We start from the raw sequence: 24,457 nt of genomic DNA, 5'->3' as shown, positions 1-24,457 counted from the left end.
AATGATCAAAATTATTATGCATGGGTACCAAAAGAAGCAAGTATCCCAAATATGTATGAAGTGAAGATAGAGAGTGTCGATGTAGAGGAAGTTCTATAACGATAAAATAGAAATGGTTTTCATTATATGTAATATTAGAATGCATTTTACTAGTTAATTGAAAATAATGCATGCGTGGGAGAAAAAGGGTGTATTGTTACTAAAAAGTACAGGGAAAGAAGGCTGTTGGATTGAGTTAAGCACCTCATTGTCAATATACGACAATAGGTGCTTTTTGCGTACAATGAAGAAAAAATAAAAGATTCATTTTCACTATATTTCATCTTTGAAATAAATGTTATAATTTGGAAAAAATATATTCTTGATTTTTAGATAATTTAAAGGTGGTAGATACTATATGAGTACATTAAAGAAAATTACTAATAATATTTCGAAGGTTATTATAGGAAAAGACGAATCGATAGAACTAGCAGCCATTGCTCTAATAGCAAGAGGACACATTTTATTAGAGGATGTACCTGGGACAGGAAAAACAACATTAGCGAAAAGTTTGGCTAAAAGTGTGGACGCTAAATTTCAAAGAATACAATTTACAGCGGATACTTTGCCGGGAGATGTTATTGGTCTTGAATATTTTCATGTAAAGGAATCGGATTTTAAAACAAGGTTAGGACCCATTTTTGCAAATATCGTATTAGTGGATGAAATTAATCGAGCTGTACCGAGAACACAATCTTCGTTACTTGAGGTTATGGAAGAGCGTACTGTTACAATTGCGAAACAGACACATTCATTACCAGAACCTTTTTTAGTTATAGCAACGCAAAATCCACTCGAATCAGCGGGCACATTTCCGTTACCAGATGCTCAGTTAGACCGGTTTTTACTCACAATACGCCAAGGTTATCCTACGAGAGAAGCTGAAAAGGAAATGATGAATCGGTTTCAAATGAATGATCCATTAGAAACGTTACATTTTATTATTTCAAGTGAAGAAATTATTACGATGCAAAAGCGTGCAAGAGAAGTGTTAGTAGGGAATGATGTGCAAGATTATCTCCTTGAAATTATTGAAGCAACTCGTAACCATGAGTTAATTGAAATTGGTGTAAGCCCTCGAGGAACGTTGGCATTTATGAGAGCAATTCAAGCACGGGCAATATTAAATGAAAGAGATTACTGTACACCAGATGATATTAAGACGCTCGCTGCATCAGTTTGTGCTCATCGTTTAACGTTAACGATTGAGGGAGAGATGAAAACGACGAAAGAACAAATTATGAAAGAAATTCTTCATACGATTAGTGTGCCAGTGGAGAATGTACGATGAATCAACAGCTTGTGTATACACCTTTAGCGGAGCCTTTCGTAATGGGGGTTATGTCAGTTGTAGCCGTTATTTTAAGTGTATTTTCAAGTAATCTACTGTTTTTATCTCTCGTATTTTTATATGTAATTTTAATAGGTGCTATGCATGTATATATACGTAAAGTATCTCGTGTTGAATGGGAATACAGTCAAGGGAATTCGAATGTTTTTATAGGTGAAACGAATATGTGCAAAATGAAAATTTCAAACAAGTCGATATTTCCTATTCTTAATATCGTATTTCGATTTAAATGTGAAAATAAGCTAACTTGGAATCATGATGAAATAAACAAAAATCATAGTACAGGTTCAAATTATTATATGAATTTTAATTTAAAAGGAAGGGAGTCAGTTTCATTTGATTTGCAAGCTGTAGCGTTAAAAAGAGGCATCGCGAAATGGGAAGAAGTTGAAATTGTTATTACTGATCTCTTTGGATTTATAACGAACCATATAACATATAAACAAGTTGATACGCCCTCTTATTTAGTCTTACCAGCTGTTCCGAAAATACAAGTTCCTGAATTACAAGAATGGTCACGAGGATTTCGAAAAGCGATGTCTTCATCCTTATATGATGAAACGAAAGTAATGGGAGTAAAGTCTTATGAAAATGAAGATTTTCGTTCCATCCACTGGAGTGCAACAGCGAAAACAGGGACGCTAACTGCGAAAAAGTATGAGCGAACACAATGTGATAAATACGCGATTTATCTCAACTTGCAAAATAAAAGTGGTGTTTCTTTGCGAAATGATATAGAGGAACTAATTGAATTAACGGCGGGTATATGTAAACAATTGCTCATGCAAAACTGTTCGTTTGAAGTATGGATCAATAGTGTAAAAGATAACGGTTTGCTACATATAAAAAATGGGGATAATCGGAAACATTTGCAAAATGTATTAAAGGTACTTGCCTCGATATCAGACCAAGATACGCCTATATCTTCTTCTTACTTTTACACAGCAGGATTTCGTCGAAAGGAACTGGATGCGGTTCCTTTAATTATTGGTACTTCACCAAAGAAATACAGTAGAACGAATAAATGGATTGTAATGAAAGAATAAGAAGGGGCTTATGTCATGGTGAATAAGAAGCGGCATATGAAAGTGAAGTTATGGAGTGTAAGAACTTTAATCATACTTTTCTTTGCGATTAGTGCGATAACGTTATCACAAGGTGTTGTGTATGTACAGGACATAGTAAAAGAGCGTTTTTTCAGTAAGACTAAGACAATATCGGAAAGAAATTATGACTTTACTAGTATAGGTGAAAATTTCGATGATTCCAAAATAGATGAAGATGAATATGAAGAAGTAGAAGATACAGGTATAAGAACGAAAACGGGTAAAAAATTTCAACCTTTCGAAAGAGAAAGTCTATGGAGTGACGTGCTTTCTGTTCTTTCAAATATATGGATTACTATAGCTTTTTATGTGATAATTGCAATATCAATTATATATGCCATCTACAAGTATATTAGGAAAAAATTGACGAAAACAGAAATAGTACAGGAGAAAGAATTGATTACAAAGCAAACTGCGGTAAGAAGCATAAAGAATGAAAAAGTCATTCATCAGTTAGAACAGCCGTTACCGACAGATAAGATAAGAAAAACGTTAGTTGAATGGGAAAGAACATTACCATTTCATGAACAGAGAAGGTCCTATGAAACGATGCAACAATGGTTAAAAAGAATTTGTAGAACAAGGGATATTATCTTGTTATATGAGTCTGTTCGTTATGGTGAAAAGACGTATACGGATTTAGATGTGGAAGAAATAATGAAGTGGGTAGAGGGAGATGGGAAGGTGGATACATAAATATTCACCTTTTCTTTTTTATATGGAAATTTGATTAACATGAATTATTTTCTTATATGAAACCGTATTCAAATAGGTAAACAAAATTAACTTTATTTACTTATACTTCATTACATGTTAACCTATACTTAATTTTTATAAATCATAATTAATTTTTGGTTTTTTAAGGGTGTGAAAATGTAATGAAATCGGTATTAAAAAGCATACTTATTTCCTTTGTTTTTTCTGCAGTAGGTATGTGTTGGTTGCTGTTCTTATTATTCAAAGGGGACGGAGACTGGTTATTGTCTTGGATAGGCGTATTAATGGCATATTTATCTTTATATACTTTAATAGATTTATATTGTAAAAATACATACGATAAAAAAATAAATAAATGGCTTATAAAAACAGCGGTGACTAGTTTTAGTTTTTCTGTATTAGGAATCTCATTTTGTATCATACATGAGCTATTAACACCATGGAGTCTTAGTTTAATGGTGTGGTATTGGTTGCTAATGTTAGTATTATTTTTAACAACTATAATATCATTAATCAGTTTAGTATTTGTTAATCGTAAAAATCACAATTTCACCGTTGGATATAGAATGCTCATACTTCTAAATGTATTTCTTACACTAGGACCAGTATTATGGCCGCTATTACTTTCTATTATTGGAAATGGTATGAATGCTAGTGCGGGCTGGTAAAAAGGAATATAAATTAGTTGTGTAAAGAATAGGATGAAAAGTTGATATAGAATTTTAAATGTTTAAGAGAACATGTTTACATAAAAAATGAAAACATGTTCTCTTTTTATTTGCATGCATAACTCTTCCTCAGTTTACCGTATTTAAATTTAAACGTAAGTATTTCGTAAGGAATGGATAAGAAAAAAGAGAGATTTATCATATAGGATGAAAGTATAGCTTGAATCAATCCGATATTAATGGAGGAGAGAAAGCCTTATGAAAAAATGTAATTCAATTAAGTTAGCAAGTTTTGCAGTTTTATTAGCGGGTACTGCTCTATTTACACCTGGTTTTACTGTGACTGCAGAGTCAACTCAAAATATTTCTAGTTCGTCACAAGTACATGATCAAAAGAATCGTAATGGCTGGAAACAAGTAATGCAGGAAACAGTACAGCTTGGTGCTGTAGGAATATTAGCTAAGACGTCTAATAACGGAAAAACTAGTAGTTTTACTGCTGGCGTGGCGGACTTAAGTACAAAGAAACCGGTGAATTCGGATTATCGCTTTCGGATTGGTAGTGTGACGAAGTCGTTTACTGCCACGACTATTCTTCAATTAGTAGGAGAAAATCGCTTACAACTTGACGATCCAATTGAAAAGTGGCTACCGGGTCTCGTGCAAGGAAATGGGTATGATGGTAATCAAATTACGATACGACAACTTTTGAATCATACGAGTGGTATCGCTGAATACTTAAAGTCAAAAGACGCGGACATAATGAATTCGAAAAAAACGTATACAGCAGAAGAAATAGTGAAAATAGGCCTTTCGCTGCCTCCAGATTTCTCGCCGGGTAAAGACTGGTTGTATTCAAACACAGGATACGTAATACTAGGAATGCTTATTGAAAAAATAACTGGAAATAGTTATGCGGAAGAAATCGAAAAGCGAATTATTGAACCTTTGGACCTATCAAATACGTTTTTACCAGGAAATTCACCCGTCATCCCAGGAAAGAATCATGCTCGTGGATATGTGAAAATGGAAGGAACAGGCGAGTTGAAAGATATTACGTATTATAATCCAAGTTTAGCTAATGCAGCTGGAGATATGATTTCTAATGCGGATGATTTAAATAAGTTCTTTTCATCTTTACTCGGTGGTAAGTTACTGAAGGAACGCGAGCTAAAAGAAATGCTTACTACAGTTCCTATAGAAGGAAAAGGGGTTGGTGACGCATACGGTCTTGGAATCTATGAGACTAAACTTCCAAACGGTGTTTCAGTTTGGGGGCATGGAGGAGGAATTCCTGGATTTACAACTTTTGCTGGGGGAGTAATTGGAGGCAAACATACATTGGCTATCAGTCTCAACTCTATAGGTGGGGTCGATATTGTTCCGCAGTTTAATAAAATGATGCAAATTGAATTTAATAAATAGATGAAAAGAAAGTGAATGGAATTTTGTTATAGTTATATTTAAAAGAGGTGCTTTTTTAAGTTCGCAACTATGGACAGTAGTTGCATTTATGATATGGCATCAAGTGTATTTCAAAGTGAAAATCAATCTTAATGCTTACGATAAAAATAAAAAGGATGTCAGTTACATGACATTCTTTTTATTTTGGATAAAAAAGGTATATAGTTCTGAAAATTGTTATTTTTTAAATTATTAAATATAATAAAGGATATAGGGGCGCCAATAGGGGAGTTATGAATGGAAAATACTTTAGTTAGTTAATTATTTCTCGTTTTAATCAAAATGATTATGAGTTGATTTGGAGTTGAATACAATGGGAGAAAATCATTATAAATGGAGTAATAAACAATTACGAGAGCATGTTGAAGTAATAGATGGTAAAAGAAGTCCGCACATTTTATGTAAGAACGCAACTTATTTAAATTCCTATATGCGCGAGTGGATGCAAGCAAATATTTGGATCTATGATGACCGGATTGTTTATGTAGGGGAAAAGCTGCCAGTGCAACTGCATGAATGTGAAGTCATTGATTGTGATGGAAAGTATGTAGTTCCAAGTTACATAGAACCTCATGCACATCCATATCAATTATATAATCCTGAAACTTTAGCGAATCATGCGATGCAGTTTGGGACAACAACTTTTATTAATGATAATTTAACTTTATTTTTCACATTACAACGTGAAGAAGCATTTCGTTTATTAGATGAATTTGAAAAGATTCCAGCAAGTATGTATTGGTGGTGTCGTTTTGATGGACAAACTGAATTGCAAAACGGGGAAACTTTATTTAATCGTGAAGAAATAATAGAATGGCTTAAGCGTAAAGCAGTTCTTCAAGGCGGCGAACTAACAGCGTGGCCAAAACTATTACATGGCGATGATGAAATGTTAACTTGGATGCAGGAAACGAAGCGATTGCAGAAGAAAGTAGAAGGACATTTTCCAGGTGCATCTGAAACGACTTTAGCGAAGTTAAAACTGTTAGGTACAGATTGTGATCATGAAGCGATGACAGGGCAGGAAGCTTTCACTCGTCTTATGCAAGGTTACACTGTTTCCCTAAGAAATTCTTCAATCCGCCCAGATTTAGAAGTTTTACTGAAAGAATTATTGGAACTAGGCGTAAAGCAGTTTGATAGATTCTTTTTTACAACAGACGGCTCACATCCTTCGTTTTATGAGAATGGAATGACAAACGTTATGATTTCTACCGCGATAAAACAAGGAGTGCCAGTAATAGATGCATACGATATGGCAAGTTATAATATTGCTCGTTATTATAATATGGAACATGTACATGGTTCGATTGCGACAGGTAGAATTGCTAATATCAATATTTTAGAAAGTAAAGAAAACCCAGTACCAATTAGTGTCCTTGCAAAGGGGAAATGGGTGAAGCGTGACGGTGTAAATACACATGAGGCATTACATATAGACTGGAGTAAACATAAAGTAACTCCATTATCATTAGATTGGTCAATAGAAAAAGAGGATATGATTTTCTCTAATAAAACGGGGATACACTTATTAAATAACGTTATTACAAAACCATACACTAGTGAAATCAATATAGACTGTGATGAATTGTCCACAGATCATGATGAATGTTTCCTTATGATGATTGCTCGTGATGGCAGTTGGCAAGTGAATATAGCTGTCAAAGGTTTTGCAAAAGAACTAGGTGGGCTTGCTAGCTCTTATTCTGGTACAGGTGACATCATTCTTATTGGAAAAAGAAAAGAAGATATGCTTACAGCTTTTCGTAGAGTAAAAGAGCTCGGTGGTGGAATGGTCATAGTAGAAAACAATGAAGTGTTACACGAAATAGCATTACCATTGCTCGGGATTATGTCTAATTTAAAAATGAGAGAATTAATACAGGAAGAGAAACAGATGGTGAAATTACTACAAGAGCGTGGCTACGCGTATGATGATCCAGCATTTACAATTTTATTCTTTTCTGCGACGCACTTGCCTTTTATACGAGTAACACCTATAGGATTATATGATGTGAAAAGTAGTAAGGTAGTTGCCCCGCCCGTGAATTTGATAAAGCAATATTAAAAGGAAAGATCCTATAAAAATTTTATTTTATAGGATCTTTCTTATTATTAGCATAAGAATATTGTAAGCCTCAAATGATATAGTATCTAAATCATTTGAGGTGATATGTAAATATGAAAAAAATATTTTACATTTTAAGCGTATTTATTCTGTGTGTATCGATACAACACGTTGTACATTCCCAATCAGATGCACCAGAGTTATCTTCGGATTGTCTCGAAGAAAGAAAAGTTAGAGATGAAAAGTATGTGAAGAATATAATACAGGACATTAAATCCACATTTAATTTAAATATTGATGAACATAGTTTTTGGGAAGTAAGTAAAAGAGATCTGGAGGCTGCTCATTTGATGTATGGTGGAAAGGAAAATGATTCTTATTATACTTCGCTAACTAAAATTTATGACAGTGGTGGATTTAGCGAACAGCCCAGCCTATTTGTGAGGGCGCAAGAAGCATTTTTACTTTATAAAGAAAAAGATAATATCAATGTAATGAAACGCCTAAAACTAGACGTTGAAAAAGGGGAATGGCTCGTTATAAAAACGAAAAAGAAGAAAGGGAAAAAAGTGAAATTTAAGCCGTTGCAATGTGAAAAAGATTATATGAAAAAGAGAAATGAATAACAAAATACTTATTCATGCTGTTTTTATTCAACGATATTTTGCTGTTGATTTGAAATAGAAAAAGGTAAACAAACATATTAGCTTTATGGAATATGTTTGTTTACCTTTTTTTGAGAGATTTAATAATTGGGGATTATTTACTGCCTAATGAATTTATAACATTCAATGAATTCGTTCTTCATAAACATTAGATTTTGTGTCAAATGATTTATACATTGCCGAAACACCTATGTATATTTTATTCTACAGTATTTATAAAAGAATGTTGGCTATTCATAAGAAATATGATTGGCACGGTTTTTGCTTGTATTACATGTAAGGAAGGGAGATTGTATGTAAGGAATCTGTACTCGTAATAGTATAAAACAAGCTACTATTGCATTATTAATCATAGTTGTATTTATAGGGGAACTGTAAATACATACAAATAAGTGGTTTTTTGATTTTAAAATTCTGAATTTTCATTTAAATTATTAGGGGGCAATGGTATGGTTAAATATTCGAAAATTTCTAAGTGGATTCTTGGTGTTGGACTAGTGACAATAACATGTAATGGTTTGCAAATTCAAGCAGAGACAAAAGAGAAAAATGTGAAGAACGTATTACAAATGGAGCCGGTAGGAATACAGAAATCTGTTGATGAATTGGCGCACCCTTCAAAAGTACAAGAAAATGAATCTTTTACAAAACGGTTAAAATTAGCGGATTTATCGCAGCGTCCACTAGCACCAACCGATAATATTAAGCCGTTAGCTGAAGAAAAAAAGTATTCGATGGCTGAGTTAAATCAATTAAATAATAAACAATTAACTGATCTTCTTGTGACAATTAAATGGTATCAAATTCCGGAATTATTTCAGTTTAATAGTGATAGTCTTAAATTCTATCAAGATGATAGCCGAATGCAAGCGATTATTAATAAACTAGCAGAACAAGGACAAGCTTATACGCAAGATGATTCAAAAGGGATTGAAACATTAGTAGAAGCTCTACGTGCAGCGTTTTATTTAGGTTTTTACCATGATGAATTAAGCAAACTAAATGAGCGTAGTTACCATGATAAATGTTTACCAGCTTTAAAAACAATTGCAAAAAATCCAAATTTCAAACTTGGTACATCAGAACAAAATAAAGTAATTGCATCATATGGAAAATTAATTGGAAATGCATCAGCAGATGTTGAAACGGTTTTATATGCAGGTGAAATTTTTAAACAATATAACGATAATCTTGCAACTTTCATTGAAGACCGAACAAAAGGAGACGCTATATATGAGTTGATGAAGGGAATTGACTTTGATATTCAGACGGATATGTACACGACTGGAAAAGAGCCAAAAGATACGATGTGGTTTCGAAATATTGATAACTTTATTAATGAAATAAATCGTTTTGCACTACTTGGTACAGTAACAAATAAAAACGGATGGTTAATTAATAATGGAATTTACTATGCTGGCCGATTGGGCAAGCTTCATAGCACGCCCACAAAAGGACAACAAGTTGTTACAGATGCAATGCGAATTTATCCATATTTAGGAGAGCAATACTTTGTTGCGGCAGAACAAATTACTACAAATTATGGAGGAATAGATGCGAATGGAAAAACTGTAAATTTAGATCAAATTCGAGAAGAGGGTAAAAAGAAATATTTACCGAAAACGTATACGTTTGATGATGGTGCAATTGTCTTTAAAGCTGGGGATAAAGTTAGCGAAGAGAAAATTAAACGTCTATACTGGGCGGCAAAAGAGGTGCGTTCTCAATTTTATCGTACAGTTGGTAGCGATAAACCACTTGAAAGTGGACATGCTGATGATGTGTTAACGATGGTTATTTATAATAGCCCAGATGAGTATCAATTTAATCGTCAACTGTACGGATATGAAACGAATAATGGTGGGATTTATATTGAAGGGACAGGGACTTTCTTTACATATGAACGTACACCAGAGCAAAGTATTTATAGTCTGGAAGAATTGTTCCGCCATGAATTTACGCACTACTTACAGGGAAGGTACGAAGTTCAGGGATTATGGGGTCAAGGGGAAATGTATCAAAATGAACGTTTAACATGGTTTGAAGAAGGGAATGCAGAGTTCTTTGCAGGTGCAACGCGATTAGATAGTGTAGTACCACGAAAAAGTATAATTGGTGGGTTATCTAATGATCCTGCAAAACGTTATACAGCATCACAAACATTAAATGCGAAATATGGAACGTGGGATTTTTATAATTATTCGTTTGCACTGCAATCATATATGTATAATAAGCGCCCAGAAATGTTCGATAAAGTACATGATTTAATTCGCGCAAATGATGTTTCAAGTTACGATGAATACCGTGCTACATTAAGCAAAGATAATAAGTTAAATGAAGAATATCAATCTTATATGCAAATGCTTATTGATAATCGTGATAAGTATACAATTCCACAAGTATCAGATGAGTATTTAACTCAGCATGATCCAAAATCGCTTTCGGACGTTACGTCAGATATTACGAATGAAGCGAAATTAAAAGATGTGAAAGTAACAAAGAATAAATCACAATTCTTTAATACATTTACACTACAGGGGACATATACAGGAAGTGCGGCTAAAGGAGAAGTTGAGGACTGGAAAGTGATGAATGAAGCAACGAATGATATGTTGAAACGTCTTTCAGGAAAAGAGTGGACTGGATATAAAACATTGACTGCTTATTTTGTAAATTACCGTGTAAATAATGCTGGGCAATTTGAATATGATGTTGTGTTTAGCGGAGTGAATACGGAAGAAGGTACGGCTGTAGAAAAAGAACCGAATAATTCATTTGAAACAGCAAACCCACTATCTTTGAATATTTTGTTAAGAGGAACCTTGAGCGATCAAGATCAGGGGGATAAATTTGTTATTGATGTAAAGGATCAAAAAGATTTACAAATTTCTGTTACGAACGAACAAAATCTTGGATTGAACTGGGTATTATATTCTGAATCAGATTTAAATAATTATGTAGCTTATGCAACAAAACGTGATGGGAACAAATTGCTTGGAAATTATAATGCAAAGCCAGGGAAATATTACTTAAGTGTATATAAGTATGGTGGTGGAACAGGGAATTATACGGTACAAGTAAAATAGTTTACTATAGTTTGTTTTGAAAGGCTACTTATTACATTTTTTAGCGAAATAAAGTATGTAATGTTAAACATTAAACTAATTCAACATATCCCTGTTCTAATTATAGAACAGGGATATGTTGGCTTTATATTTTTAAATTAAATAACCTCATTGGATTTTGATAAGAAAATAATTAATATAGATCTGAATTCTCATTCGTAAAGCATGTTTTAATCTTCTTAATGCTCTTTCATTTTTGTCTCGATTTTTGTTTTCAAATCAGTTGATACTTGATTGAAATACCCCAAAACGATCTCCCTAATATCATCGGATATAACTTTCAAATCACTAGCTAAGTTTTCAGCGAGATGTTCTTTTTCTATTGGCTGTAACTTCGTATAAAATTCACCAGCCTGCGTAAAGTCATCCTGTTTCGTTATAGAAGCTCTTTCAAGTTTACCTTCAACGTACCTTCCTTCACCGGTTGTAATTTGATTAGCAGGTGTCCAATCTTGCTGCTGGTTAATCGTTAATTTGCGAAATTCTGGACCAATTCTTCTTCTTTGTGAATCACTGTAAATGTTAGCGCGCCCTTGCAGCATTTTATCATCTGATAGTTCTGCACCATCCAGTAAATTAGAAGGGGAGAATGCGACTTTTTCTACTTGTTCCATAAAATTTTCAGGATTTTTATTTAATACCATTTTCCCGACTGGTATGAGAGGATACGTTTGTTCATCCCATACTTTTGTGTCATCTAAAGGATCATAAGAAAGGTGCGCTTCATCTTTCGGATCCATGAGCTGGACGTATAAACCATACTCCACTGGTTTACCATTTTCAATAGCATCATATAAATCTTTCCCGCTATAATCAGGATTTTCGGCAGCTAGTTTAATTGCTTCTTTACTAGTAATGTACTGTACACCTTCAAACGGGTACCAATGATACTTTACATACTTTCGATTACCTTCCGCATTTCTCCATACATATGTATTAACACTATGTCCTGGAATGTGGCGAAGACTTTTGGCCGTACCATTATTAGAGTATAAACGGACAACAAAATGAATAGATTCAGGTGCTTTAGCGACAAAACTCCAAAATCTATTAGGGTCTATTAAGTTATTTTTAGGTGAAGGCAATAATGCTTGAATCGTTTCAGGGAAACGCATCGGATCACGGACAGAAAAAACAGGAATGTGATTACATAAAAGGTCAAAAATGCCTTCTTTTGTATAAAATTTTGTAGAAAAACCGCGTACATTTCTAGCAGTATCCGGTGTTCCTTTCGTACTAACAGCTAACGAAAATCGCACCATAACAGGAACTTTCTCATTAGAATTTTGTAAAAAACTTAATTTAGTATGTTCAGACATCGAATATATCGTTTGAAAATAACCGAACGCACCAAATCCTTTTACATGAACAGGTCTTTCTAAAATTTTTTCATGAATAAATTCTTGTAACGTCTCGTGAAGTACACTATCTTGCTCTAGAACAGGTCCACGTGAACCAACTGTTTGTGAGTGAAGGGTAGCTTGTTCATTACGTTCGCCTTTTTCATTAAAGTGATTCCCTAGTAAAGATTGCCCCTGTTTATCATAGTTTTCATTCATCGATATAGCCTCCAAATTTATTTCGTCTATTGTTACTAAATATGATTTTATAATCTTGATTATGTATGATATGCAAAGTAGTAACAGACCGCTAGATGAAAAAAACGTGTATGTAGTGGACCTGTTGAAATAGAAGAAATTATGGAAAAATGAATATCGTGAAGAAAATTACTATTAAAATTTTAATCTGAAAAATGAATTTATACATGAGTTTATAGAGAATGAACAGAAATAAACAGGGAAAATAAATAGGAGGAATTTAACATGTCGGATTGGTTTCAATTAGATAAAGAATATATGATGTCTACATATTGTCGTACAGAGGTTGCAATGGAAAGAGGAGAAGGATGTAAACTATATGATGTAGATGGTAAAGAGTATTTAGATTTATTTTCTGGCGTAGGAGTAAATGTATTAGGATACAATCATCCTAAAATTGTACAAATGACAATGGAGCAAGTTACAAAATCGTTGCATTTACCGTTTCATTTTTTAAACCCAGTTGCGATTGAGTATGCAAAGAAATTAGTGGATTGCTCATTAAAAAACGGAAAGGTCTTTTTTACAAACTCTGGTACGGAAGCGACAGAAACAACTTTGAAATTAATTGATAAATATAGAGCTAATACGAATGAAGAACGTGAAGGAATTGTAGTGCTGAAGAAAAGTTTCCATGGGCGTACGTTAGGGGCACTACATTTTACGAGACAAGAAAGTGTATATCAAAATTTCCCTAAAACATCGATTCCTGTATACGAAGTAGAGCGCGAAAATATAGACCAATTAGAAGAGACTATTATTAAAGAAAACCCAATTGCGATTATGCTAGAGCCTGTATTAGGAAGTGGGGGGATTTATCCTTTATCAAGTGAATATTTGCATGGTATTCAATATTTATGTGAAAAATATAATGTACTTCTTGTCGTTGATGAAGTTCAAAGTGGTATGGGGAGAACCGGGAAACTGTTTGCGTATCAAAATTTTAATATCACACCGGACATTATTCAAATTGGTAAAGGAGCAGGAGGCGGGATACCGCTAGGAGGAATTATTGTAGGTGAAAAGCTATGTGATGTATTTGCACCTGGAGATCATGGAACAACATTTGCTCATTCATCAATGGGAACGGCTTTAGGGTTAACGGTATTAAACACATTGATTGAAGATGGTTTAATGCACGAAGCGTATGAAACGTCACTATATTTAAATGATAAATTACAAGAAATTCAGAAAGAAAATTCTTATTATATTCAGGAAGTACGTCATGCTGGTATGATGTTTGGAATTAGTTTAAATGATACAAATGAAAATGTGAAAAAATTACAGGTAGAGCTAATGGAGAAAGGGATATTAGTTGACGTAACACAAGGGAATATCATCCGTTTACTTCCTCCATATATAATTACAAAAGAAGAAATTGATACATTTATTACTCAATTTATTACTTGTATGGATAAGGTTGCTACTGTAGTAAGTGCTTAAAAATTAAAAGCTATATTTTATATAAAGTGCACTCTAATTGTTGGGGATAGTTTACAATTGGAGTGCATTTTTTATAGTTGAATTTTGTAAAATACAGTCGTTTGTATATGATAACGGAAAAATAGAAGGAATTTCGTTATATTTGAGTGGTGAAGAAAAGGGAAAGTATAAAGATAGTAGATAAAGCGGGTGGTTTAAATAACTAATGATAGAACGTTTTGAAAATAATAGCATACGAATATATAAATAATAAGAATGAGGTGATATATTGGAAAATAATGATATTCAATTTACTTCTTTACAAATGAGAACGGATAAATATGGATGGGCTAGTATTCAATATACAAATAAAAAGCAGGCTATCTTATATACTCGAAACGGAGGAGTAGAATGGGATGTTGTCAATCCTCTTAATTCAATTGTATTATTTGGGTATCCAATAAACGCTCGAAGCTCTTGGGCATATGGTTTAACAAAAAAGAATGACGATTTATTGCCAGCTATATTTTATACAGTTAATAGAGGAGAAAGGTGGAGTGAGTTTATTTTACCGGTTGAAGAAGATTGGGAGAAATCGACTGATGTTCAAGTACAATTGCATGCTACGAATATGGATAGTATATGGATTGTATTATCTAGAAAGCTTGCATCAAATAAATTTGAACATAATTTATACTATTTGAAAACGAAAGGGAAAGTTTGGAAAGTAATAAAAAATATAAGTATTAGTGATAGTATTTCAGGGATAACATTTATAAACGATCTAATTGGGTTTATTTCACTACAAAAACATTATGAAACATCAACGGTATTTAAAACAATAAATGGTGGGGAAAGTTGGCATCCTATAAAAGATATTCCAAGTCTTGAAGGAATTAATAATGGGACTGCTATGGCTTATAAAGCAATCTATAAAAATAAATTATTAGTAATACCAACTAAAAAGAATGATGATGTATTTTTAATGAATTACTCATTTGATAAGGGGAATTCGTGGCATATTTCAAATAAAACAATAAATACTAGTAAAGTGGCTGTTTCGTTTTTTAGTTCCTATTATGGCTGGGTTATAAATAGTGAAAATGGAAGTGTATATCAAATAATAAAAAAAGGATCAAAATGGATCAAAGTATCAAGTAATCCATTATTAAAAAATGTATTTTGTTTGCATTTTTTTAATCGGCGTAAAGGTTGGGCGTGTAATAAAAAAGAAATATTTACTACAAAAGATCGCGGTATAACATGGAAAAAGGTAGTATATAAAATTAATAATATTGATAAGTTTATTTAAAAGAGTCCTAAAGAAATTAGGACTTTTTTTATTTTTAAATGGTGAGAGTTGTAACAAACAATGATAAGAGAAAAGAGGTAAGTGCAGAACTTATATTTTCAAAAATAGACGGTTGTTTTTACACAGTATAATTCACTTTTGAATATGTTAATAAAGTAGCGAATTCACAGGAAATGGTAATACTTAATATTTTATGTCACATGATGTGTAAAGGGGGCGTGTAATGAAATCGTTAACGGTTATTATTTTGTATAGTGAAAGAGAGCAAATATTAGAAGAGTCAATTCAATCTATATGGAAGCTAAATCCTCTTGAAATTATAATTTTCGTTCCTAACGATAGAAGTAATTTGTATGAAATAGCAAAGAAACATAAATGCCATATTGTTTTGATGGATAAATATAGTACGTATTATGATGGGTATGAAGCTTCTGTAAAGGCAGCAAAAGGAGATGTATTGTTATTTGTAGATAGTAATTTTTTATTATCTTCAAATGAAATGAAGAATTTTATTGAGCCAGTCGTTACAAATCAGGCTGATGTAGTATTAAACAAAATAGATAAATTTATAGAAGTTGATAAATGTCCAAATATGGATATTGTATGGAGAAAAATGTTAAATGAAATTTTAAGTCGACCAGATTTAAAAAGCAATTCAATACTTTCGTTACCATATGCGCTTACGAAGGAAGTAGTGGGAAACATCGGCTTTAATTATATGGAAGATATCGTTCTATCTTATATGAAGATTGTGAATCAGGGGTGGCGGATTAACGATCAATGTGCAATAAGAACGTTATCTAAAGATGAAATGTTCGAAGAAGAAGGGTATTTATTTAAAAAAGAATTATTAGAAAATGAAAAAGAGAAAGTGGAAAAATATTTAATTGGTATATCCAAATGGATAGAGAAAAAGGGAAGAAGAGTAGGTTTTACTGATGCAGGAAAAAGAAGAGATATTATTCAAAGATTAGGTGAAAGCAAGCAGTATCCTTCGTATCATCGAGGCTGGGGAATGCATTCTTCAATTTATAACGGGAAACAACTTTCTGTCATTATACCAGTACAAAATGAAGAAGAGACTATAGAACAAGTAATACTTGAGGCGAGAAAAATAGAACCACTAGAAATAATTGTCGTTGTAAATGGTTCGACAGATCAAACGGCTAATATTGCTAAAAGACTTGGTGTTACTATTATTGAATATAACGAACGACTTGGTCATAATGTTGGACGTGCTATTGGAGCGCTTGAAGCTACAGGAGATATTCTTTTATTTATTGATGGTGATTTTAGTGTTTCAGGAAGTAATTTGCATCATTTTACAAAAGCAGTTTCAGCTGGTGTAGACATAGCATTAAATGATTTGAATCCGATGTTACATCCTCCGTTTTATGTTGTAGACGTCGTAAAATATATGCTTAATTTAGCATATAATCGTCCAGAATTAAGCAATGGCTCATTAGTAGCAATTCCACATGCTATGAGTAGATCATGTTTAGATGCAATAGGCTGGGAAAGCTTACTATGCCCTAGTCTTGCACAAGTAAAAGCTATATTACAAGGGTATAGAGTAGAATGTGTACATTACGTTGATGTTGTAAAACCGAATAGAATTCGTTTAATGGAGAATGTAAGTCACAATGGACATCCTCCAGCAGTATTAAGAATAATTGGTGATCACGTTGAAGCTCTCTCTTACTTAATAGAACATCTTGAAATAGATGGAAAGGGTGATTAAACTGTTAGACCAGTACAAAAAAATTAACATTTCATATGAACAATTATGGCAAATGGATTTTCAAATTACAGAACCATTTATACTCAAGGTTGATTGGGATAAAGTAACGTATGAATTTTTAATTCGTATTAAGCCCGATGCTTCTAACACTATTGTTTTTGGATCCGGAGCAGGTGGGTTTCAAGAACAGCCAATTGGTCCACCTATTTTTCATCGACATTCTTGGATGGATGAATTTGAAGATACTGTTATATATTATAATGACCCTACGTTATATCTTGGAAAATTATCTTTAGGCTGGGGACAGGGAGAGTTAAATAGATTTTATTTACAAGATATAGCAAATATTTTAGAAATAGTATTTGTAAAGTTAAAAGTTGATTCGAAAAATGTGTTGTTTTATGGCAGTTCCGGGGGAGGATTTATGTCTTTAATTTTAGCTGGATTCGTTAAGGGCTCCACAGCTTTAATTAATAATCCTCAAACAAATTTATTAAAATGGATACCTGTACCAATAAATCTAGTTTTCGATTTGTCTTATCCAAATTTATCAAGAGAAGAAATTGAGGAGAAATTTGGCGAAAGAATTAATGTTGTGAAATTTTTTAATCACATTAAATATGTACCGAATATTTATTTTTTACAAAATTTCGCGTGTGAATTTGATGTGCAAAATCATTTACTACCATTTATTTCTGAATTAGAGCAACTTGATAAAGACACGGAAGTAAATCAAATTATAATTGACTTATATTTTGATAAAAAAGCAGGGCATGCAGCTGTAGGGAAGAGTGAAACAATTGAATATATAAAAAAAGTAAAACCTAATCAGACTGTAAAAGAAGAACAAAAAGAAGTGGACCTATCAGTCGTTATAGTTTTAGGAGAAGAAAAATCAAAATTGAATCAAATTTTAAATAAAGTGCAGCATATAAAACCAATAGAAATTATTATTGTAGCTGATGATAGAATGAGTGCGATACAATCTATACCAACATTTGTTGAAAGTAACGTTGTTGTGATTGAGGAGAAAAGTAAACGGAAAGCACCAGTTCATGGGGCAAAAATCGCCAATGGTGATGTAGTCTTATTTTTAGATGGGGAAGATGTTATTTTTTCGGTAGAATTAGAGCGATTTATAGAACCGATACTGAAAAAGGAACAGGATGTAATCTTAAATAACATAGACTCCGTATGTTTTGAAAAGATGAGAGTAGAATGGCCAAGTATTGCTATGGTGTATAGAAAAATAGTAAACGATGTATTGGGGCGTATGGATTTAAAATATGATTCGATGTTATCTATGCCATATGCTATTACTAAAAAAGCAATTGAAGACATTGGATATGATATCTTGCAGAACCCTATTCTGTCCCAAGTCACTCTTATTGAGAAAGGGTGGCGACTACAATCCTCGTCAGCCATCACTAACACCTCCTTGAATAATATGCCCGCAAACGAAACCTCTTTCTATAAAAATGAATTAACTAAATTAGAAGTATATGAGATTAAAGAAAATATAAAAGCTTTGGAGAGTTGGTTACAACGAAAAGATGATAGAGGTAACTATACAGATGGAGGAAGAAAAAGAGAAATTATAGAGCAGTTAAAAAAACAAAAGAATTATTCACGTTTCCATAAAGGATGGGGAATGAATTCATCAATTTATAATGGAAAACAGTTATCAATTATTATACCAGCACAAAATGAAGAATCAACGATTAAAGAAGTTATTCTTGAGGCAAGAAAAATTGAACCGAAAGAAATAATTGTTGTCATTAATGGGTCAACAGATCAGACAGAAGTAATCGCTAAGCAATCAGGGGCAACAGTAATTGTTTATGAAGAAAGATTAGGGCATGATGTAGGACGGGCAATTGGTGCACAAGAAGCCACAGGGGATATACTTCTCTTTATTGATGCTGATTTTGCTATTCCAGCAAAAGATCTTCATCCGTTAACGCAAGCTGTTGCGGATGGTGTTGATATGGTTTTAAATGATTTAAATTTAAATCTTAGATTTCCTCTATATATTGTAAGTTTATATAAATATATGTTGAATATTGCTTGTAACCGTAAAGATTTAGGGGTAGGATCTACAATTGCTGTTCCCCATGCTATTAGTAGAAAATGTTTAGAGGGAATTGGCTGGGACACTCTTCACACAGCGTGTGTTGCACAAGTAAAGGCAATATTAGAAGGGTATAAAGTCGGATGTGTCCATTTTGTAGATGTAATGAAACCAAATCGTATTCGGCCACAAGAGCATTTTGCGACGATAGGACATCCACCAGCTGTATTGAGAATTACTGGGGATCATTTAGAAGGACTTTCATATTTATTGAAGAATAAGGATTTTAAAGATTTATTTTAAAAGGTAAATTTGTCTATTGAATGAGTAACTTAAACATTTCATTTATGCAACTTGACGATATTTAGTATTGCAATGAAACTAAAATCAAAAATTTTTATTATTTTTAGCTCAGGTACAAGTGAAGAGCATGTTTCACTGACTGATAGTAAATGAACAAGTAACTAAAAGGTAAAGGCTTCTTTATATATGAAGAAGCTTTTATCTTTTTTATTTTAAGTATGGAAGGTAAAGGGTAAATAAAGTTGTATTTTTATTTTTGGATAAATAGATATTAGATATAAGAAAGAAGGGAATATTTTGTCTTGCATCAATAAAAGTTGTTTTAATATTTCTTTAGAAACTAAAGTCAATCCAAATGGTGGGGCAGAAATATTCGTAAGGTGCAATGATGAATGTTTATCTAATTTTAATGTAATACCGTTTATTATATGTGTTTCTATTTCAGTAAAGGATGATTTGAGTTTTTTAGTTGATTTAGATAGTTTAATAAAACGTTAATTTTCTATGCAGTTAATAATAAAATAACATCTAATTTATAAGACTTAGTAAGAGAGTCGTGTCCGAATTTAATTTACTGCATATATTGTTAAAAGAAAGGAGGGAGAGTTATGGCATGTACTACGAATAATGTTTGTTTAGATGTGTGTCTTAAAATTACAATTACCCCTGGTAGTGGAATTGATGCAGTAGTCGATTGTGGAGGCACATGTGGGACAAGTCCTACTATTGTAATTAGTCCTAGTGGATCAATTGTTATTACTTTACCATTAGTTGCATGTTTCTCAATTGCACTAAAAGATGATTTAAGTGTTGACTCTTCATTAACAAGCCTCTATTTTCAAACTTCTTAAGAAAGATACAGAAATGAAAAGCCTGCCTGCTACTTTTCTTTTGATCTAATGTGAAAATAAAAAAGATGGTTACAACCATCTTTTTTATTTTGCTATATATTTAAAATAAATTCATATATTATTTGGTGGTAAGAATATACAATTAAAAGCATTCAGTGTTTCTTTTTTGTTCGATGAGGTAAGAAATTGCTTCTATATGATCACCAATGATTTGTTGCGTTGCTAATGAAAGGTAGCCTTCCTGCGAGAAGTGTTTTTCTGGTCGAACTCGATTTATCTTGTCAACGTCGATAGAATGAACATTTTGTACATGCAATCCTGCTAAAATTGTTTTAACTTGACTTAAGGTTGGTGAAAGAAGAGAATCAAACCCAATTGTATCAATGCATTTTCGACTAAAAGCATGAGGGACAGCAGTTGTGGAGCCCATACCTAAATCTTTTCGATTACATGCTAAATTAACAACATGCTTACATGCAGTTACGATAGTATAAGGAACACGATACATGTAGTAGTGCTCTAATTTATTTAAAGCTAAATCGGTTCCATTTTGAACAGATTGTACAAATGGTAATAAATCAGAACTAGGAATTAAGAAATCACCATCAATAAATAATAATATATCACCTTTTGCAAAATATGCACCAACGGCACGTCCGGTATCAATGCCGAGTGCTTCTTTGTAAGTAATAACTGTTGCACCGCAATTCTTCGCCAATTCCTCTGTTTTATCTGTTGATCCATTAACAATAATGATGATTTCTAAAGGTTTTAATTTCTGCACCTCAAAAATGATAGATTCTATCGTTTTTTCTTCATTTTGAACAGGGATAATGATGGATAATTGTTTATTTCCATAAGTATTTGAATAAAACTCTTTACCTGTAATTATTTTGGATATAGCTCTTTGTTCGCCGTTTTGAAGTTCTAAAATAATATCCCGCCTTCGATTATTATCAGTATAGTTTCCTCTTGAATCTTGTAATATATTTACCCAATTTTCAATTGCTTCTAGGTGATAACGAATGAGTTGTTTTGAGGGGAAGGAGGGAATTTGCGGTATAGAAATTTTAAAATGATTGCTAATGCGAAAATTATTTTTAATAATTTTCATTTGTGCTAATATCGGATTTAATAAACTTTCTGGAGTAATTGCTTCAAGAATTTCCTTTGTTACCGCGTAGGGAGGAAATAATAGTGAGTTAACATGTAAATCTGGACGATGAAAGAAATGATTCGTAACTTGCTGCCAAATCATTTCTATAGTTGGCTTTTGCTTTTGATAAAAAAAATCATCTAAATTGTTTAATACTAAGTCAGCTGATTTATCTAGTAATGGTTGAAGAAATTGTTTAAGTAAGGAAGGGGGGATATTGTAATTTGCATCTAAAAATAAGAGGTACTTACCTTTTGCTTTTTTGGCACCAATTACATAACAATTAGTTGATTCTGTCGGTTCTTCTAATGTGATAATTTTACAATTGTAAGATTGTGCAATATCAATGGAATCATCGATACATCCGTTAATAGTAAGGATAATTTCTAAAGGCTGTAGTTGTTCACAGGCTTTCAAAATTTCAGGTAAAACTTTTATGTTATGCTGTATACGAATAATAATAGAAATCGGATTTTTACACATAAGTAGTCTCCTTTTTAATCAGAGGTAGTTATTAATAAGGTTAGATAAAATAGGATATATATATTTTATTATATACGTAACGACTATTTAGTTTTATCAGACTTAGAATTTTCATTACTTGAATTGGAACCTTTATTTATTCCAGACGCGAGTAAATTATTGAGAACGCTAAGGTCTAATTGCATAGGGATTGAGTTTTCGGATGTAGTTTTCTCATTTTCTTTTTTTGTAGTTAATATAGTCTTTATATTTTTTATTTCTTTATATTGTTTTAAGGTAATGAAAAATCCAGAAATAATGAAGAGAAAAGAAACAGTAGTAAGTAAAAGTATTATTTCCAACATAAAAGAGCCTCCTTTAAAACTATAATAATATTATAGTTAAATGTAATAAAACAGAATTCGAGTTAATGAGTTCACTTTTTAAATATATGCAAATCTTAAGTAAAAGTTACTGATTTCTAAGTTAGAGGAAGCAATTATAGAAACGTTATAAATATAAATAAATGAAAGTTTCATTTGTAGTGTAAAGGTATATATTATATAAGCTAAACGTCATTTTATAACAAGTTAAACAGGGTTTAATTTTATATAAAAAGAGCATTTAATTGGACAAATAATTAATTATGTGAAATAATAATAACAGATAAGGAGACGTTGTTTTTCCTTAAGTGCTTCGAATTAATTTTATTCAATAAGAGAAGGTGTGCTTAAAGAAGTTAAATTAAATAAGGAGCTGTTTTATTATATGCAACAAAATAATGATTTAAATTTTGAACCTCAAGACGTTAATATTGTCAATCCTAAACAAGCCAGGAAAGCAGTAATTGCTACTGGTATAGGGAACGCAATGGAGTGGTTTGACTTCGGATTATACGCGTATTTAGCGGTAATTTTAAGTCAATTATTCTTCTCAGGTGTTGATAATAGTGGATTGCAACTTGTACTTACATTCGGTACATTTGCAGCAGCCTTTCTCGTTCGACCAATCGGAGGTGTATTCTTTGGTAGAATAGGAGATAAGTACGGCCGAAAAATCGTGTTAAGTACTACTATTATTTTAATGGCACTTTCTACATTATTCATCGCATTACTACCAACCTATGAACAAATTGGTGTATGGGCACCAATACTACTTTTAGTTGCCCGAATGATTCAAGGCTTCTCTACAGGCGGCGAATATTCAGGAGCAATGGTTTATATCGCAGAATCTTCTCCAGATAAAAAGCGTGGTATACTCGGTAGTGGTCTTGAAATTGGAACACTCTCAGGTTACATTGCTGCATCGGTAATTGTTACCATTTTGACGTTATTGTTAACAGATGAGCAAATGCTCAGCTGGGGATGGCGTATTCCGTTCTTAATAGCTGCACCAATTGGTTTGGTCGGTTTATACTTACGCCGTCATCTAGATGAATCTCCAATCTTTGAAGAGATGGAAAAAGCACAAGAGGAATCTGAAGACAATGAACAATTTTCATTTATGGATATTATTAAATATCACAAAAAAGACTTCTTATTAAGCACAGTAATTGTCGCCTTCTTTAATATTACAAATTATATGATTCTTTCGTATATTCCTTCTTATCTAACTCAAGTACTTAAAGTCGAAGAAACAACAGGCTTATTAATTATTTCTATTACGATGGCACTTATGATTCCACTAGCACTATATTTCGGTAAATTAAGTGATAAAATTGGTAATAAACGCGTTGTGCAAATTGGTTTACTTGGTTTAACTGTATTTGCAATTCCAGCATTTTTACTAATAGGTAACGGACATATTGCAGCTATATTTGCAGGTATTTTCGTACTAGGTTTCTTCTTAAGTGTATATGAAGGAACATTACCTTCATTATTACCATCACTCTTTTTTACTGATGTACGTTATCGAGCACTTTCGATCTCATTTAATATTTCTGTATCGATATTCGGTGGAACAACACCGCTCGTATGTTCATACTTAGTTCATGCAACTGGTAACCCGCTCGCACCGGCATTTTATTTAGCAGGTGTAAGTATTATTGGATTAGTTGTATTTAGTGTACTATTCGTTACGACTTCAGGGCGTGCGCTAAAAGGTTCATATCCTACAGTAGAAACGAAAAAAGAAGCACACCAAATCGCTAAAGAAGATCCTGAAGAAACACTTTGGTGGCATGAAGAGTCATTAGAAATTGAAGCAGGGAAAAATGCTTCAATTTAAAAAGCAACGTAGAAGTATAAAAAGACTCCTATGAATGAAGTGCACCCCAATTGTTAGACACATAATTAACAATTGGAGGTGCATTTTTTATGGCTAAATTTTCTTCAAAAGA

At 32.6% G+C, this 24,457-nt stretch carries 18 protein-coding genes; 15 read left to right on the top strand and 3 right to left on the bottom strand.

Going from position 1 to position 24,457, the window contains the following annotated elements; all coding sequences use genetic code 11:
• Positions 1 to 397 precede the first annotated feature (397 nt).
• From ES895_RS28340 to colA, 8 genes are all read left to right on the top strand, one after another.
• A complete protein-coding gene (locus ES895_RS28340) occupies positions 398 to 1,330 on the top strand; it encodes an AAA family ATPase (RefSeq protein ID WP_070756611.1) in 933 nt (310 codons plus the stop codon).
• Positions 1,327 to 2,436, top strand: coding sequence for a DUF58 domain-containing protein (locus tag ES895_RS28335; protein ID WP_098605854.1), 1,110 nt, complete (start codon positions 1,327 to 1,329; stop codon positions 2,434 to 2,436). Before ES895_RS28340 ends, ES895_RS28335 begins: the two co-directional genes overlap by 4 nt.
• A 15-nt stretch (positions 2,437 to 2,451) precedes the next feature.
• Complete coding sequence (locus ES895_RS28330; protein ID WP_087966952.1) at positions 2,452 to 3,192, top strand: hypothetical protein; 741 nt, start codon at positions 2,452 to 2,454, stop codon at positions 3,190 to 3,192.
• A gap of 182 nt (positions 3,193 to 3,374) precedes the next feature.
• Positions 3,375 to 3,881: a DUF3902 family protein gene (locus tag ES895_RS28325; RefSeq protein ID WP_098296003.1), complete on the top strand. Its 507-nt coding sequence runs from the start codon at positions 3,375 to 3,377 to the stop codon at positions 3,879 to 3,881.
• 258 nt (positions 3,882 to 4,139) lie between these two features.
• Positions 4,140 to 5,306: a serine hydrolase domain-containing protein gene (locus tag ES895_RS28320; protein ID WP_000710638.1), complete on the top strand. Its 1,167-nt coding sequence runs from the start codon at positions 4,140 to 4,142 to the stop codon at positions 5,304 to 5,306.
• Positions 5,307 to 5,658: 352 nt separating this feature from the next.
• The gene (locus ES895_RS28315) at positions 5,659 to 7,413 is read left to right on the top strand and encodes an adenine deaminase C-terminal domain-containing protein (protein WP_000504394.1); all 1,755 of its coding nucleotides are present in this window, start codon (positions 5,659 to 5,661) and stop codon (positions 7,411 to 7,413) included.
• 113 nt (positions 7,414 to 7,526) lie between these two features.
• The gene (locus ES895_RS28310; RefSeq protein WP_000719378.1) at positions 7,527 to 8,039 is read left to right on the top strand and encodes a hypothetical protein; all 513 of its coding nucleotides are present in this window, start codon (positions 7,527 to 7,529) and stop codon (positions 8,037 to 8,039) included.
• Between the two features lie 488 nt (positions 8,040 to 8,527).
• Complete coding sequence (gene colA, locus ES895_RS28305; RefSeq protein ID WP_000241882.1) at positions 8,528 to 11,164, top strand: collagenase ColA; 2,637 nt, start codon at positions 8,528 to 8,530, stop codon at positions 11,162 to 11,164.
• 218 nt (positions 11,165 to 11,382) lie between these two features.
• Here the strand turns inward: colA and ES895_RS28300 are convergent, their stop codons facing one another.
• On the bottom strand, positions 11,383 to 12,762 hold the full coding sequence (locus ES895_RS28300) for a catalase (RefSeq protein ID WP_001005111.1): 1,380 nt from the start codon (positions 12,760 to 12,762) through the stop codon (positions 11,383 to 11,385).
• 264 nt (positions 12,763 to 13,026) lie between these two features.
• Here ES895_RS28300 and ES895_RS28295 point away from each other — a divergent pair, with 264 nt between their 5' ends.
• The 6 genes from ES895_RS28295 to ES895_RS28270 all read left to right on the top strand — a co-directional run bounded on the left by ES895_RS28295 (position 13,027) and on the right by ES895_RS28270 (position 20,501).
• Complete coding sequence (locus ES895_RS28295) at positions 13,027 to 14,244, top strand: aspartate aminotransferase family protein (RefSeq protein WP_001286461.1); 1,218 nt, start codon at positions 13,027 to 13,029, stop codon at positions 14,242 to 14,244.
• Between the two features lie 268 nt (positions 14,245 to 14,512).
• Entirely contained in the window at positions 14,513 to 15,535 is a 1,023-nt protein-coding gene (locus ES895_RS28290; RefSeq protein WP_000429620.1) for a hypothetical protein, read from the top strand.
• A 223-nt stretch (positions 15,536 to 15,758) separates the two neighbouring features.
• On the top strand, positions 15,759 to 17,276 hold the full coding sequence (locus ES895_RS28285; RefSeq protein ID WP_000839300.1) for a glycosyltransferase family 2 protein: 1,518 nt from the start codon (positions 15,759 to 15,761) through the stop codon (positions 17,274 to 17,276).
• Between the two features lie 52 nt (positions 17,277 to 17,328).
• The gene (locus ES895_RS28280; protein ID WP_135238842.1) at positions 17,329 to 19,650 is read left to right on the top strand and encodes a glycosyltransferase family 2 protein; all 2,322 of its coding nucleotides are present in this window, start codon (positions 17,329 to 17,331) and stop codon (positions 19,648 to 19,650) included.
• Positions 19,651 to 19,947: 297 nt separating this feature from the next.
• Entirely contained in the window at positions 19,948 to 20,148 is a 201-nt protein-coding gene (locus ES895_RS29945) for a hypothetical protein (protein ID WP_002103272.1), read from the top strand.
• A 110-nt stretch (positions 20,149 to 20,258) separates the two neighbouring features.
• Positions 20,259 to 20,501: a hypothetical protein gene (locus ES895_RS28270; RefSeq protein WP_000752474.1), complete on the top strand. Its 243-nt coding sequence runs from the start codon at positions 20,259 to 20,261 to the stop codon at positions 20,499 to 20,501.
• Between the two features lie 142 nt (positions 20,502 to 20,643).
• Here the strand turns inward: ES895_RS28270 and ES895_RS28265 are convergent, their stop codons facing one another.
• Together ES895_RS28265 and ES895_RS28260 are read right to left on the bottom strand one after the other, a co-directional pair.
• Positions 20,644 to 22,140: a glycosyltransferase family 2 protein gene (locus ES895_RS28265; RefSeq protein WP_070756592.1), complete on the bottom strand. Its 1,497-nt coding sequence runs from the start codon at positions 22,138 to 22,140 to the stop codon at positions 20,644 to 20,646.
• Between the two features lie 83 nt (positions 22,141 to 22,223).
• Positions 22,224 to 22,484 carry a hypothetical protein gene (locus ES895_RS28260; protein ID WP_000889747.1) on the bottom strand — a complete coding sequence of 87 codons (261 nt, stop codon included), beginning with the start codon at positions 22,482 to 22,484 and terminating at the stop codon, positions 22,224 to 22,226.
• A 403-nt stretch (positions 22,485 to 22,887) separates the two neighbouring features.
• Between ES895_RS28260 and ES895_RS28255 the strand changes: the two genes are divergently transcribed.
• Positions 22,888 to 24,345: an MFS transporter gene (locus ES895_RS28255; protein ID WP_001186926.1), complete on the top strand. Its 1,458-nt coding sequence runs from the start codon at positions 22,888 to 22,890 to the stop codon at positions 24,343 to 24,345.
• The last annotated feature ends 112 nt before the right edge of the window (positions 24,346 to 24,457 follow it).

The organism is Bacillus sp. 007/AIA-02/001, from assembly GCF_004634455.1.
Classification (GTDB): domain Bacteria; phylum Bacillota; class Bacilli; order Bacillales; family Bacillaceae_G; genus Bacillus_A; species Bacillus_A cereus.
Note: the sequence above shows the minus strand (reverse complement) of the source record. Positions and strands in the feature narration are given on the sequence as shown.